The 14,216-nt window shown below is 67.4% G+C and carries 9 protein-coding genes; 3 read left to right on the top strand and 6 right to left on the bottom strand.

Going from position 1 to position 14,216, the window contains the following annotated elements; translation table 11 throughout:
- Positions 1 to 42 precede the first annotated feature (42 nt).
- From prpF to POR01S_RS22975, 5 genes are all read right to left on the bottom strand, one after another.
- The gene (gene prpF, locus POR01S_RS22995; RefSeq protein WP_042138588.1) at positions 43 to 1,188 is read right to left on the bottom strand and encodes a 2-methylaconitate cis-trans isomerase PrpF; all 1,146 of its coding nucleotides are present in this window, start codon (positions 1,186 to 1,188) and stop codon (positions 43 to 45) included.
- Between the two features lie 20 nt (positions 1,189 to 1,208).
- Positions 1,209 to 2,099 (bottom strand): YghX family hydrolase, encoded by an 891-nt coding sequence (yghX, locus tag POR01S_RS22990; RefSeq protein ID WP_042138585.1) that lies wholly within the window; start codon positions 2,097 to 2,099, stop codon positions 1,209 to 1,211.
- 109 nt (positions 2,100 to 2,208) lie between these two features.
- Positions 2,209 to 6,327: a CheR family methyltransferase gene (locus POR01S_RS22985; protein WP_042138583.1), complete on the bottom strand. Its 4,119-nt coding sequence runs from the start codon at positions 6,325 to 6,327 to the stop codon at positions 2,209 to 2,211.
- Positions 6,328 to 6,879: 552 nt separating this feature from the next.
- Positions 6,880 to 7,668: a nucleotidyltransferase domain-containing protein gene (locus POR01S_RS22980; RefSeq protein WP_042138581.1), complete on the bottom strand. Its 789-nt coding sequence runs from the start codon at positions 7,666 to 7,668 to the stop codon at positions 6,880 to 6,882.
- A complete protein-coding gene (locus POR01S_RS22975; RefSeq protein ID WP_042138579.1) occupies positions 7,668 to 10,001 on the bottom strand; it encodes a DNA polymerase II in 2,334 nt (777 codons plus the stop codon). The genes POR01S_RS22980 and POR01S_RS22975 overlap by 1 nt, the downstream gene beginning before the upstream one ends.
- A 210-nt stretch (positions 10,002 to 10,211) precedes the next feature.
- On the opposite strand from POR01S_RS22975, the gene POR01S_RS22970 reads away from it, so the two are divergent.
- Positions 10,212 to 10,904, top strand: a complete 693-nt coding sequence (locus tag POR01S_RS22970) for a 3'-5' exonuclease (RefSeq protein WP_027600071.1) — start codon at positions 10,212 to 10,214, stop codon at positions 10,902 to 10,904.
- A gap of 83 nt (positions 10,905 to 10,987) precedes the next feature.
- Complete coding sequence (locus POR01S_RS22965; RefSeq protein ID WP_042138577.1) at positions 10,988 to 12,031, top strand: zinc-dependent alcohol dehydrogenase family protein; 1,044 nt, start codon at positions 10,988 to 10,990, stop codon at positions 12,029 to 12,031.
- Between the two features lie 6 nt (positions 12,032 to 12,037).
- On the opposite strand, the gene POR01S_RS22960 is transcribed toward POR01S_RS22965, so the two are convergent.
- A complete protein-coding gene (locus tag POR01S_RS22960) occupies positions 12,038 to 12,529 on the bottom strand; it encodes a hypothetical protein (RefSeq protein WP_169742435.1) in 492 nt (163 codons plus the stop codon).
- Positions 12,530 to 12,772: 243 nt separating this feature from the next.
- Here POR01S_RS22960 and POR01S_RS22955 point away from each other — a divergent pair, with 243 nt between their 5' ends.
- Positions 12,773 to 13,792, top strand: coding sequence for a branched-chain amino acid aminotransferase (locus POR01S_RS22955; protein ID WP_027600068.1), 1,020 nt, complete (start codon positions 12,773 to 12,775; stop codon positions 13,790 to 13,792).
- Positions 13,793 to 14,216: the final 424 nt, after the last annotated feature.

Below are 14,216 nucleotides of genomic sequence, written 5' to 3'. Positions count from 1 at the left end.
CCGAGGTATCCCTCCGTTGGCCTTCGCTACGCTCAACCCAACCTACTCTGCCGGTACCCGTACCCAGCCTTCCATCAGGCGCCGGGCGCTGCGACTCATGCTGGCCTTTTCCACCTGCCAGACGCCGCCGACCTCGCGCGCCCGGGCGCCGACCGCCACGGTGCCGGCGGTATGGCCTATGCGGACCTGGCGGCCGTCCAGGTCGCCGGTCAGGGTGTGGACCAGGGTCCCCGGCAGTGCCGCGGCCACCGCCACGGCGACCGCGCCGGTGCCGGGGATGGCGTGGTGCAGCTTGCCCATGGAGATCATCCGCGCGATGACGTCGAGTTCCTCGGCCTGGACCTGCTTGCCACCCGCCACCCGGTAGGTCTGAGGTGGGGCGATCAGGCACAGCTTGGGCGTATGTGGCCGCTCCGCCGTGGCCTGGGCGGCGGTCGCGGCCAGCCCCATGGCCACTGCGCCCGCCGCGCGCAGGGCCTCCAGGCGCGCCAGTAGCGGCCCATCGCCGTTGACCTGCGCCTGGGTTTCGGTGCCGCTCAGGCCCAGGGTCTCGGCGCGCACGAAGACGGTAGGATTACCGGCATTGAGCAGGGTCACCGGCAGCCGGCCCAGTCCCGGGACGTCCAGTTCGTCGACCGCCCGCCCGGTGGGCAGCACACTGCCGTCGCTGCCCGCCGGATCGAGAAAGTCGAGCACCACCTCGGCGGCCGGAAAGGCCATGCCGTCGAAGCGAAAATCGCCCTCCTCCTGCACCTCGCCATTGGCCATGGGAACGTGGGCGAGGATGCGCTTGCCCAGATTGGCCTGCCAGATGCGCACCCTGGCCAGACCGTCGCGCGGCGCCTGGACCAGGCCCTCGCTGATGGCGAAGGGGCCGACGGCGGCGCTGAGATTGCCGCAGTTGCCCGACCAGTCGATCACCGGCACCTCGATGGCCGGGGCGCCGAACAGATAGTCGACGTCACAGTCCGGGCGGCAGGAGGGCGCGATCACCACCACCTTGCTGGTGCTGGAGGTGGCTCCGCCCAGGCCGTCGATCTGCTTGCCGTAGGGATCGGGGCTGCCGATCACCCGCAGCAGCAGCGCATCGCGCGCCGGACCGGCCGGCGGCAGGTCGCGGGCATGAAAGAACACGCCCTTGCTGGAACCGCCACGCATGTAGACGGCGGGGATACGCAGTTGCGGCATCAGAGGTCTCCGTCAGGTGCCTAGGCGAGATAGCGGCCGAACCAGCCCAGGGTGCGGTCCCAGGCCAGGCGCGCGGCGGCTTCGTCGTAGCGCGGGGTGGAATCGTTGTGGAAGCCATGGTTGGTGCCCGCATAGCGATGCACCTCGTAGGTCTTGCCGGCCGCCTGGAGCGCCGCTTCGTAGGCGGCGGCGCCCTCGTTGATGCGCGGATCGTTCTCGGCGTAGTGGATCAGCAGCGGCGCCTTGATCGCGGCCACCTCCTCGGCGCGCGGCTGACGTCCATAGAAAGGCACCGCCGCAGCCAGTTCCGGGTAGGCCACGGCGGCCGCGTTGGCCACCCCGCCGCCATAGCAGAAGCCGGTGATGCCGACCTTGCCGGTGCTGAATTCGTGGGCCATCAGGGTTTCCACGGCGGCGAAGAAATCGTTCATCAGCTTTTCCGGATCGACCTGCTGCTGCAGTTCGCGACCCTTGTCGTCGTTGCCGGGATAGCCGCCCATGGCGGTCAGGCCATCCGGCGCCAGGGCCAGGTAGCCGGCCTTGGCCAGGCGCCGGGCGACGTCTTCGATATAGGGATTGAGGCCGCGATTCTCGTGGACCACCACCACCGCCGGCACCTTGCCGCTGGCCTTGGCCGGGCGCACCAGATAGCCACGGACGCGGCCATGGCCCTTGGGCGAGGGGTAGTAGACGTATTCGGCGACGATGTCCGGATCGGTGAACTCGACCTGCGTGGCCAGGGCATAGTTGGGCGTCAGGGCCGCCAGCACCCCGGTGGCCGACAGCCCCAGCACCGCGGCGCAGGCGCCGGCGCGGTCGAGGAAGTCGCGGCGGCTGATGCGACCGTGCACATAGAAGTCGTAGAGTTCGAGCAGTTCGGGCGAGAAATCCTTGGCGGTGAGACGGGTCATCGCGGCGCTCCTCTGGCGGGAAACGGGGCCGCCGGCCCGGTTGGGCGGGCGCCCCGATGGCTCCCGAGTGTGCCGCGAATCGTCTGACTAAGCTACCGTCCGCGCGCCCTCAACCGGACGCCTGCAGCTCCTGCAGGATGGCGATCAGCGCCTCGAAACTGACCGGCTTGTTCAGATGCCGGGCGAAACCCGCCGCCCGCGCCTTGTCGATGTCCAGCCGGGTGCCGTAGCCGGACAGCGCCACCGCCGGCGTGCCGACATTGCGATCGCCCGCCCGTATCTGGCGCAGGAATTCGTGGCCGTCCATCTCCGGCATGCCGATGTCGGAGAGGATGACGTCGAAATCCTGCGCCTGGGCCAGCGCCAGGCCGCTCTGGGAGTCGGTCGCGGCGGTGACCAGGATGCCCTCCTCTTCGAGCAGCAGTTGCAGGGTCTCGACGATATCGGGGGAATCGTCCACCAGCAGCACCCGCAGCCCGACAACGGACTGGCCTTCCGCCTGCGCCTCGTCCAGCTGGCGTTCGTCGTCCTGGCACAGCGGCAGCCAGACGCTGAAGCGCGCGCCCAGGCCAAGGCCCTCGGAATGGGCTTCGATGCGCCCGCCATGGGCCTCCACCAGCTGCTTGACCAGCGCCAGGCCGATGCCCAGGCCATGCTGGGCGCGAGCGGTGTATTTCATTTCCGCCTGGCCGAACATGTCGAACACCCGCGGCAGGAAATCCGCTGCTATGCCCTGCCCGGTATCGGTGACGTCCAGCCGCGCCTCGTCGCCGTCCACCCCCAGGCTGATCTCCACCTGGCCGCCAGCCGGGGTGAACTTGATGGCGTTGTTGAGCAGATTCCAGACGATCTGGCCAATGCGGGTGGCATCCGCCTGGACATGCAGCGGCGTCTCCGGCAGCCGGGTGCAACTCACCTGCACCTCGCCTGCCAGCGGACGAATCACGTCGGCGATCTCGCGCAGCTGCTGGGCCAGGTCCAGACTCCGGCGCTCCAGCTTGAGCTTGCCGGTACGGATGCGCGACAGGTCGAGCAGGTCGTCGATGATCTGCGCCTGGCTGCGCACCGCGCGCTGGATGGCCTCGGTAGCACGGCGCGCCAGGGGTACCTCGCGCAGCACCGGCGAACGGGTCAGCAGCTCGCTGTTGAGCTGGATGAGATTGAGCGGGTGCTTGAGTTCATGGGACATCACCGCGAAGAACTCGTCCTTGAGCTTGCCCAGCGCCTGACTCTGAGCCAGGTGGTTGGCCGTTTCACTGGCGCGTACGTGATCGGCGGTAGCATCCCGGGCGATCTTGGCGTAGCCCTCACCGCCAGAGGCGTTGCTCATACGGCTGAGCACCCCGGTGCAGTACAGCCGGCTGCCGTCCTTGCGTCTCAGCCAGCGTTCGTCGTGGGCGTTGCCCGCTTCCCGGGCCTGGCGCATCTCGGCGTCCGGTACCTGGGCGGCGACGTCTTCCGGGGTGAAGATCAGGCCCATTGGCTGGCCCAGGGCCTCGCGCTCGCTGTAGCCGAACAGCCGGGTGGCCCCGCCGTTCCAGCTGTTGATGATGCCGGCGGCATCCAGGGTGACGATGGCGTAGTCCTGGATGTTCTGCGCCACCAGGCGCATGTTTTCCTCGCCGGCGCGGGCGCGATCCTGGGCCAGGCGCCGGTCGGTGATGTCGATGAAGGTCAGCACCGCGCCCTCGATGCGATCCTCGGCGGTGCGATAGGGCAGCAGTCGCGCCAAATACCAGCGCTCGTCCTGGCTGCGCACCTCGCGCTCGATCAGCCGGAGCGATTCGAAGACCTGGTTGGCGTCGGCGGCCAGCTCGGGATAGTCCAGCCGATGGGTGATGTCGAGCAGCGAACGCCCGGTATCGCTGACGATCATGTTGAAGATGCTCACCGCGCGCGGGGTGAATCTCTTGATGCGCATGCCGCGATCGACGAACACCGTGGCGATGTCGGTGGAGGTGATGAGGTTCTGCAGATCGTCGTTGATCTTGCCGGTTTCCTCGATCTTGGACTTGAGCTCGTAGTTGACGGTGATCAGTTCCTCGTTGATCGATTGCAGTTCTTCCTTGCTGGTCTCCAGTTCCTCGGTGGCCGACCGCAATTCCTCGTTGATCGCCTGCAGCTCTTCGTTGGACGCCTTGAGCTCCTCGGTAGAGGTCTCGGACTGCTCGATGGTCAGCTGCAACTGCTCCTTGGTGCGCTGCAGCTCGGCCTCCAGCTGGGTGAGCACGCTGTCCTTGGCCTCGGTGTGATCGCCGCCGGCGTCGGTGCTCATGACGTCTTCGACTTCGTCGAAGAGCACCAGCATGTAGTCGGTACTGGTGTCGCTGTCGCGGAAGGGGCGCACCACCATGTTGATGTAGTAGCTGCGGTCGTCGCGCTGGATATGCACGCGACGCGCCTCGACGCTCTTGTTGCTCTGCAACGCCTGGAACAGTGCCGTACGCAGCTCCAGGCGCAGTTCCTCCAGCACCAGCGCTGGCAGGCTGTAGCTGGGCTCGCCGCCGACGTAGCGCAGAAAGCGCCCGGCCCGCTCGGACATGTGCACGATATTGGATTCGCGGTCGACGATGATGCTCGGCGGCGCGTACTGCTCCAGCACCCGCTGATGCACCTCGGCGAAGGAGACCTTCTTGCGCCGGCCGACCTGGTGCGGCGGCAGGCGCACGCTGTGCATGCCCGGATTGAGATTGAGCAGCGGCGTGGGCCGTACCACGCTGGTGGTGTGCTTGGCGCGGTAGATGCGGTTCTTCTTGTCCACCGTGGCGAACAGGCTGCTCTGCACGTCGGCCGACTCGGAGCTGCCGAGGAACAGATAGCCACCCGGCTTGAGGGCGAAATGGAAGGTGTGCAGGATCTCGGCCTGCACCTCGCGATCCAGATAGATCAGCAGGTTGCGGCAGCTGATGAGATCCAGGCGGGAAAACGGCGGATCGCTGAGCAGGTTGTGCTGGGCGAACAGCACCTTCTCGCGCAGCTCCTTTTTCACCCGGTACTGATTCTGCTCCTTGAGCAGGTGCTGGCGCAGGCGCGCGGGGGCGACGTCGGTGACGATGGAGCCCGGATAGACGCCATGCCGGGCCACCGCCAGGGCATGCTCGTCGAGATCGGTGGCGAACACCTGCAGCCGGGCGCCGGACTGGCGCAACTCGGCCTGTTCGGTCAGCAGCATGGCCAGCGAATAGGCTTCCTCACCACTGGAACAGGCGGCGCTCCAGACGCGCAATTCCTGGTCGTCTTCGTTGACCGGCAAGTGCTCGAACAACTCCGGAATGACATCGCGCTCCAGGGCCTCGAAGGCCTCGCGATCGCGAAAGAAGTTGGTCACGCCGATGAGCATGTCCTTGAGCAGCGCCGGCGTCTCTTCCGGATGCTCATGGAGAAAGCCGGCATAGGCCGGCATGTCGGCGATGGCGTTGACCTGCATGCGCCGCTCCACCCGGCGCAGCACCGTGGCGGTCTTGTACTGCTTGAAATTGTGTCCGGTGCGGGTGCGCAGCAGGGTGAGGATGTCGCGCAGCGCCAGCTGCATGGCCTTGCTGGACGGACCGGGCACCCGGGACTCATAGTCCAGCTGGCGCAATTCGCTCTGGCTCAGGCTGCTGATGGTGGTGGCCAGTTCCAGCAGCTTCTGCGGCATCTCCACCACGGGCAGGATGAAATCCACGGCGCCCGCGGCAATGGCGCTGCTGGGCATGGAGTCGAATTCGGCATCTTCCGGCGCCTGGGCCAGGGTCACCCCGCCCTGCTCCTTGATCCGCCCCAGGCCCACGGCACCATCGGCGCCGTTGCCCGAGAGGACGATGGCCACGGCATGGGTCCGGTGCACATCGGCCAGGGTGCGAAAGAACAGATCCACCGCCACATGATCGCCCTGGGGGCGTTCCGCTGGACTCAGGCGCAGATAGCCATCGTTCATGGTCAGGTCATGGCCTGGCGGAATCACATAGACCTGCTCGGCCTGGATGGGCACCGGCTGGGTGACTTGCTGCACCGGCAGGCGGGTGGCGCGCTGCAGGATCTGGTCAAGGTTGCTCTGGTGTTCCCGCGACAGGTGCATCACCACCACGAAGGCCATGCCGCAGTCCGCCGGCAGGGCTTCGAAGAAGCGCTGCAGGGCCTGGATCCCCCCGGCGGAAGCCCCGATCCCCACCACCGGAAACGGCAGATCACTGGGGGTCAGGTGCTTGGAACTGTTGGGTTTGGCCACATCTGCCTGTTTGCTCATCTATCCGCCGTCAGAAAATCCGCAAGAAATCGTGATCGCCGCACCTGCACCGATCCAGCCAGGCCCTCCTCCCTTTCGCCCGGAAAAGGCCTGCCGCCGGCCGAGTATAACGAGCGCACGCCAAAGGGGCGGCCCTCATCCTGCCGCAAGAAGGCGTGGATCGGGGTGTACCGCCTGAATGGGACTGGCGAGCGTCGGGCAAGTGCGAGCGAAACGCGGGAAAGGGCTGGGGTGAGGGTGTCCCACGGTCGGCCAATGGCTACACCGGAAACTACGCGTGGATGAGGCTGCGCCGTCATCCACCCTACATAGGACCCACCCCCCACGCCGATTCGCCCCCTCTCCCGCCTGCGGGAGAGGGCGGGGGTGAGGGTGCTTCAGGCGGCGCGAGTGGCCACGTCAGGAAGCACGCGTGGATGAGGCTGCGCCGTCATCCACCCTACGCCGAACTCACCATCCACGCTGATTCGCCACCTCTCCCGCCTGCGGGAGAGGGCGGGGGTGAGGGTGCTTCAGGCGGCGCGAGTGGCCACGTCAGGAAGCCCGCTTGCACTAGGGTTCCGGTGATCTCTGCTGTTGGGCGAACCAGCCAAGGAAAGCGGCCAGTCGCTGGCGGAATTCGGCAGCGGCTGCCTGAGGTTGCAAGGCCTCGGTATAGAAGAACTCGATTGCGACCCCTTGCTCGGGATACAGCCGCAAGGCCCGCGTCCGATGCTCTTCCAGCGTCCAGGGCCAGTCGATCTCGTCGGGCCGACGCAGCACCAGCAACGCGCGCAGCAGCCGCCGCGCCGCCTCTCGTTGCAGGCGCAACCGCTCAACGGGCAGCGTGCCCGTGACCAGGGTAGGCAGATACCCCTCCAACACAGGTATTACAGTGCCATTCACCGCTCGAGCGATGGCCGCGTCCGGCTTGAAGGGGGTAAAACGCCGCGCCAGATCCTCGCCCCACAGCCAGCGACAATGATGCTTGAGCCAGAACCCCCAACTGAGGCGATTGGCTGAGGCGAGGGCCTCGGCTCGGCGCCCGAGGTCAAAATCGATCTTGCTGACTTCAGGGTAGCCAAGCTCCAGCGTGCGCCGCAGATGCTCCAGCTCGTTCACCTGGGTGCTCGGGCAGGCATCGCTCAGGATCAACGTGAGATCCAGATCAGACTGCGCCGGTCGGGCACGACCTTCGGCCACGCTGCCATAGACATAGAGCGCGACCAGATGCGCGCCCAGCAAAGCTGGTAACTGACTGCAGACGGCGGTCAGCACCGCCTGGTACTCGTGCTGGAAGGGCAACACCGGCACCTGGCGGATAAAACCGGCTGCATCCAGTCCATTGTCAGCCGCATGCATCAGAACAACCCCATCTGCTGATCCAACAGCCGGTCGAAGCGGTCGCCGACGAAGGGCAGGATGGCGTCGGCCACCGGGGCCAGTTGGCGCTGCACATAGTGGTCGTAGTCCGGCGGCGCATGGGGCAGCTCGACCGGTTCGGCGCCGGCGGTGGTGATCAGGTAGCTGATCCAGCCGCCGCGGCGAAAGCGGCTGCGGCGGCCCAGGCGGGCGCCTTCCGCCTCCAGCAGGCGCGCCGCGCGGACCTGAGGCGAGAGGTTGCTCTGGTATTCCTCCAGCGGCCGGCGCAGGCGCTTGCGATAGACCAGCAGGTCGTCAAGGTCGCCGGCGCGGGTGCGGGCGACGAAGTCGCGCACATAGTCCTCATGGGGCTCGCCGGTGAAGATGCGCAGGTAGAGCTCGCGCTGGAAGCGCTGGGCCAGCGGCGACCAGTCGCTGCGCACCGTCTCCAGCCCCTTGAACACCAGCTCCGGCTGGCCATCGGCAGCGGGGCGCAACCCGGCGTATCTCTTCTTGCTGCCTTCCTCCGCGCCGCGGATGGTGGGCATGAGAAAGCGGCTGAAGTGGGTCTCGTATTGCAGCTCCAGGTGGCTTTCCAGTCCCAGCTCGGTCTGCAGCTGCGCGCGCCAATGGGCGTTGACCGCCGCCACCAGGTCGCGACCGATGCGCTCGGCCTCGGCCTCTTCGTGAGCGCGGCCGAGCCAGACGAAGGTGGAATCGGTGTCGCCATAGATCACCCGATGGCCACGCGCCTCGATCAGCTCGCGGGTCTGGTGCATCACCGCATGACCGCGCAGGGTGATGGACGACGCCAGGCGGTGATCGAAGAAGCGGCAGTGCGGGGTGCCCAGCACGCCATAGAAGCTGTTCATGATGATCTTCAGCGCCTGGGCCAGGGGCGCATTGCCGGCGCGCTTGGCGGCGTCGCGCCCTTCCCAGACCCGCGCCACCATCTCCGGCAGGCAGTGCCGGGTGCGATGGAAGCGCGCGCCGCGAAAGCCCGGCACCGTCTCCGCCTCGGGCAGCGCCAGGCCCTCCACCAGGCCCACCGGATCGATGAGAAAGGTGCGGATCAGCGAGGGATAGAGACTCTTGTAGTCCAGCACCAGCACCGAGTCGTAGAGCCCGGGCCGCGAATCCATGACGAAGCCGCCGGGGCTGGCCTCGGGCGGCTGGGCGCCGAGATTGGGCGCGACGAAACCCTGGCGGTGCATCAGCGGCAGATAGAGGTGGTAGAAGGCGGCGATGGAGGCGCCATGCCGCTCCAGCGGCAAGCCGGTGACGCTGGCCCGCTCCAGCAGGAAGCGCAGCAGGCCGGTCTTGGCGAAGATGCGGGTGACCAGCTCGCAGTCCACCAGGTTGTAGCGCGCCAGGGCGCTCTTCTCGCCGGCGAACATGCGATTGATCGAGGCCATGCGGTCGTGGGGATTGTCGATGGCCTTGCCCTCGCCCAGCAGGGTGCGGCTGACGTTCTCCAGGCTGTAGGAGGGAAACACCCAGGTCGCCGACTTGAGCGCCTCCACCCCATCGATGATCGGCCGCCCGGCCAGCAGGGCGTGGAAGGGCCGGCCCTGGCCGCCGGGTTCGTAGCGATCGTCCTCGACGGCGCCGCGGCCCAGGTGCAGGGTCACGCCCAGTTTGCGCGCGTGCTCGTGGAGCACGCGGATGTCGAATTGCAGCACGCTCCAGCCGATGATGACGTCGGGATCATGACGCGCCATCCAGGCGTTGAGGCGTTCGAGCAGGGTGGCGCGGTCGGCAACGTATTCCAGGTCGAAGTCCACCGCGGCGTCTTCCCCGGTCGGCGGGCCGAGCATGTACACCTGGCGCTGGCCGCAGCCGTGCAGGCCGATGCTGTAGAGCTCGCCGCGCTCGCTGGTCTCGATGTCCAGCGACAGGGTGCGCAGCGTGGGGCGGTAGTCGGGATCCGGCCGCAAGGGCGCGCCCTCGGCGGTGGGCAGCGTCACCGGCGCGGTGATGAAGCGCTCCATGAGAAAGCGATCCGCCGGGGCGATATCCGTCTCGTAGACGTCGATGCCGGCGGCGGGGAGGCGCTGCTCCAGTTCGCGCAGGGTGCGATAGCGCGGCGCATAGAGCCCCAGGACGGGGCGCCGCTGGAAGTCCTGCAGCGCCAGCTCGCGGATCTCCACCCCGGCCGGAAGCAGGCGCTCGATGTCCGCCCGTCGCGCGGCCGGGGCAAAGGCCACCGCCTGTTGGCCCGGCACCCGCAGCTGGTGCGGACCGCTGTCGGTGGCGAACCAGAACACCAGCTCCATCCCGGTGGAAGTCTCGCGCCAGAGGCGTGTCAGCAAGAAACCCTGGACGGCGGCCAAAGCGGTGGCGCTCCTCGACATGGATGAAAGACCCATTCTCGCAAGGCCAGCCGATACAGGCGACCTCGGCGCGCCCGGTGGTCCGCTCGTCGCCCCCGCCGAATGGCCTGTGTCCTGTGGCGATGATCTTGCATCGAATGCCCACACCCGTCGTAGAGCCGACTGTTCGGCGCCTGGGCGCACCCTAGCTTTCAGTTGTCAGGCCGTGTCATGAATCCGTTGTCGTCGTCGTTTCCCACCGCTGCCGCACCCCGCTACAACGCCCAGCAAGCGCGCGTGCGCGAGCAGGCGCGTCGCTGGCTGGAACAGGACGTCCTGGTGCTGGATACCGAGGCGACCGGCCTGGGCGAGGATGCCCAGCTGATCGAGGTGGCGGTCATGACCCTCAGTGGCCGGGTGCTGCTCGATACCCTGGTCCGCCCAGGCATCGCCGTACCGCGCGAGGCGACCCTGATCCACGGCCTGACCGACGCCCACCTGGCCCAGGCGCCGCGCTTTCCCGAGGTGTTCGCCACCCTCTGGCCGCTGCTGCGGGGCCGCACCGTGCTGGCCTATGGCATGGCCTTCGACTATCGCCTGCTGGCGCACAATGCCCGCCTCCACGGCCAGGCCCTGCCGCCGGAACTGGAGCGCGAGACGCCGCCGGTGCAACTGGTGGATGGCACCCGCCTGCACTGCCTGATGCAGCTCTATGCGCACTTCTGGCAGGAGCCCAGTCTGGACAGCCGCAGCCAGGACGGCTGGCGCCGCAAGTCCCTGGCCATGGCCGCCCGTCAGCAGGGCGTCGTGGTCCAGGAAACCCATCGCGCCCTGCCCGATTGCCGACTCAAGGCCGCCCTGGTGCAGGCGCTGGCCGGGGAGGCACCGGCCACCTGGCAGGGCCTGCAGGCGCTGGCGGGCTAGCCCCGGCAAGGTACCGGCTGGCAGACAGGCTAACGCTGCGCGACTTGCCATACTGGAGTCGTCATCCCGCCCGAGGCCCCGCCATGAAAGCCGTCGTCTACGAAGCCTTTTCCGCGCCACCCCGCCTGTGCACGGTGCCGGACCCCACCCCCGAAGCCCACGGCGTGGTGCTCAGGGTCATGGCCACTGGCGTCTGCCGCAGTGACTGGCACGGCTGGGTCGGCCATGACAGCGACATCGAATTGCCCCATGTGCCGGGCCACGAACTGGCCGGGGTGGTCGAGGCGGTGGGCAGGGACGTGACCCTCTGGCGCGTCGGCGACCGGGTGACGGTGCCCTTCGTCGGTGGCTGCGGCGCCTGTCCGCAGTGCCATGCCGGCCACCAGCAGGTCTGCGATCACCAGTTCCAGCCCGGCTTCACTCACTGGGGATCCTTCGCCCAGTACGTCGGCATCCACCAGGCCGATCTCAATCTGGTCGCCCTGCCCGAGCAACTGGACTTCGCCACCGCGGCCAGCCTGGGCTGCCGTTTCGTGACGGCCTTTCGCGCGGTGGTCGATCAGGGCCGGGTCAGCGCCGGCCAGTGGGTGGCGGTGCACGGCTGCGGTGGCGTCGGCCTCTCGGCGATCATGATCGCCTGCGCCCTGGGCGCCCAGGTGGTGGCCATCGACATCACCGCCGACAAGCTGGCCCTGGCGCGTCGCCTCGGCGCGGTGGCGACGATCGATGCCACCCAGGTGGCCAGCGTGCCCGAAGCGGTGCAGGAACTGACCGGCGGCGGTGCGCACGTCTCCCTCGACGCCCTCGGCCATCCCATCACCTGCTGCAATTCCATCGCCTGCCTGCGCAAGCGCGGCAGGCACGTCCAGGTCGGACTGCTGCTGGGTGACCAGGCGACCCCGGCGCTACCGATGAACCTGGTGATCGCCCGGGAACTGGAGGTCCTCGGCAGCCACGGCATGCAGGCCCATCGCTACGACGTGCTGATGGCCATGCTGCGCCAGGGCACCCTGGCGCCGGAGAAACTGATCGGCCGCGAGATCAGCCTGGCCGAATCCGGCGCGGCGCTGATGCACATGGACAGGTTCGAAGGCACCGGGGTGACCGTCATCACCCGCTTCGACTAGCCCGGGCTAGTCGGCCTCCGCCGCCTGCAACACCCAGCGCAGGCCCTGCAGGTCCTCGGCGGACAGGGTCTCGCGCAGGCGGCAGAGGCGATAGTGAACGCGGGTGTTCATGGCCACCCACTCCAGGTCCTGGCGGGTGGGCTGGGCGACGAAGTATTCGCCATAGCGCTCGTCCAGCCCGGCCATGCGGTACTGGCCCTTGAGCGGCAGATAGATCTGGTTGTTCATCTCCCAGCGACTGGCGCTGCAGCCATGGAAGCGCACCTTGTCGCCAAAGGTGGACAGCTGGGTGCGAAAATCGGTGGTGGCATTGCCGGCACTGGTCTTGAACTGGCTGGCGATGACGCTGAAGACGATGCCTTCCGGCGAGGGCGCGCCCCGCCATTCGATGACCCGGCGATTGAGCGCCGTGTCGAATCCATCGGTGAAGATACCGGCGGCCTGCGCCGTGAGCGTTGGCAGGGTCAAGGCACCCAGCAACGCCATCATTGTTTTCAAAACGAGCTCCTGGTGATGACCCCGGCGTCTAGCCTGAGGCAGCAGGCCGAGGCGGCAAAGGGCCAGCTTCAGACTTTGGAGACCCGATTGGCTGAAAGGTGCCCCCGCCGGTCCGGATAAGCGGTATCTTTCACAGTCTAGCGACGAGCCCGCCTCGTCCACCCCCTTGAACCGTCGCCGGCGAGGCGTACGGCCCGACCACGAAACGACCGGCCAAGCCGCCGGAGAGCACTGCGAGGATCTATGAGCGCTGCGGACATCGATTGGAAGACCCTCGGTTTCGACTACATCAAGACCGACTTCCGCTATATCGCCACCTATCGCAACGGCAGCTGGGGACCCGGCGAGCTGACTCGCGACAACCAGCTGCACATCAGCGAAGGCTCCACGGCCATCCACTACGGCCAGCAGTGCTTCGAAGGCCTCAAGGCCTATCGCTGCCAGGACGGCTCCATCAACCTGTTCCGCCCCGACCGCAACGCCGCGCGCATGCACAAGAGCTGCGCCCGCCTGCTGATGCCGCCGGTCCCCACCGAGATGTTCATCGACGCCTGCCAGCAGGTGGTCAAGGCCAACGAGGCCTGGATCCCGCCCTACGGCACCGGTGGCGCCTTCTACCTGCGCCCCTTCGTCATCGGCGTGGGTGACAACATCGGCGTACGCACCGCCCCCGAATTCCACTTCGTGGTGTTCGGCATCCCGGTCGGCGCCTACTTCAAGGGCGGCATGACCCCGCACAACTTCGTCATCTCCAGCTATGACCGCGCCGCGCCCCAGGGCACCGGCGCCGCCAAGGTCGGCGGCAACTACGCCGCCAGCCTGATGCCCGGCGCCCAGGCCAAGGCCGAAGGCTTCGCCGACTGCATCTACCTGGACCCCCTGACCCATCGCAAGATCGAGGAAGTCGGCTCGGCCAACTTCTTCGCCATCACCGGCGACGGCAAGTTCGTCACCCCGCGCTCCGAGTCGGTGCTGCCGGGCGTGACCCGCATGTCGCTGATGGACCTGGCGCGCGAGCGGCTGAACCTGGAGGTGGTCGAGGGCGACGTCCATATCGACCAGCTCGACCAGTTCGTCGAAGCCGGCGCCTGCGGCACCGCGGCGGTCATCACCCCCATCGGCGGCATCCAGTACGGCGAGAAGCTGCACGTCTTCCACAGCCTGACCGAAGTCGGCCCGGTGACGCGCAAGCTGTACGAAGAACTGACCGGCATCCAGACCGGCGACAAGCCGGCGCCGGAGGGTTGGATCGTCAAGGTCTGACTCGCGGTTGGTTTGGTTTGAAGAAGGCGCCTCAGGGCGCCTTTTTCATTGGACAAGGGGTTGGCGGTAGGTTGGGTTGAGCGCAAGCGAAGCCCAACGCTACGCTGCTACAGGCTTGGCTTTGTCGGTGCCTTGGCTGCTTATCGAGTGCGTTGACGGTTTTGATTTCGCCCACCCGGGCGAGTCACTTTTGCCAATCGCGGCAAAAGTAACCAAAAACGCTTGCCCCGGACATCCGGCCCTCCGCTGCGCTCCGGGTCCGCTCACGCCAGCGCCGCTCCGGGATCGGCCTACACGGGCCGTCCATGGCCCGTTAGGCCTCTCGCCGCATCCATGCGGCTCGACCCACTCCACGACACTGGCGTTCGCCCTCCTGAACGGGGCGATTCGCCAGCCTGAAAATATTGGTTGAACAGCCACAAAA

The sequence above is a fragment of the Pseudomonas oryzihabitans NBRC 102199 genome (assembly GCF_000730625.1).
In the GTDB taxonomy this organism is placed as follows: Bacteria; Pseudomonadota; Gammaproteobacteria; order Pseudomonadales; family Pseudomonadaceae; genus Chryseomonas; species Chryseomonas oryzihabitans.
This window is presented reverse-complemented; position numbering and strand designations above follow the sequence as displayed.

What these genes read in the sequence shown, in the direction of transcription:
- POR01S_RS22985 (WP_042138583.1), bottom strand. Translation starts at nt 6,327, where the DNA reads ATGAGCAAACAGGCAGATGTGGCCAAACCCAACAGTTCCAAGCACCTG.
- prpF (WP_042138588.1), bottom strand. Translation starts at nt 1,188, where the DNA reads ATGCCGCAACTGCGTATCCCCGCCGTCTACATGCGTGGCGGTTCCAGC.
- POR01S_RS22980 (WP_042138581.1), bottom strand. Translation starts at nt 7,668, where the DNA reads ATGCATGCGGCTGACAATGGACTGGATGCAGCCGGTTTTATCCGCCAG.
- POR01S_RS22965 (WP_042138577.1), top strand. Translation starts at nt 10,988, where the DNA reads ATGAAAGCCGTCGTCTACGAAGCCTTTTCCGCGCCACCCCGCCTGTGC.
- yghX (WP_042138585.1), bottom strand. Translation starts at nt 2,099, where the DNA reads ATGACCCGTCTCACCGCCAAGGATTTCTCGCCCGAACTGCTCGAACTC.
- POR01S_RS22970 (WP_027600071.1), top strand. Translation starts at nt 10,212, where the DNA reads ATGAATCCGTTGTCGTCGTCGTTTCCCACCGCTGCCGCACCCCGCTAC.
- POR01S_RS22955 (WP_027600068.1), top strand. Translation starts at nt 12,773, where the DNA reads ATGAGCGCTGCGGACATCGATTGGAAGACCCTCGGTTTCGACTACATC.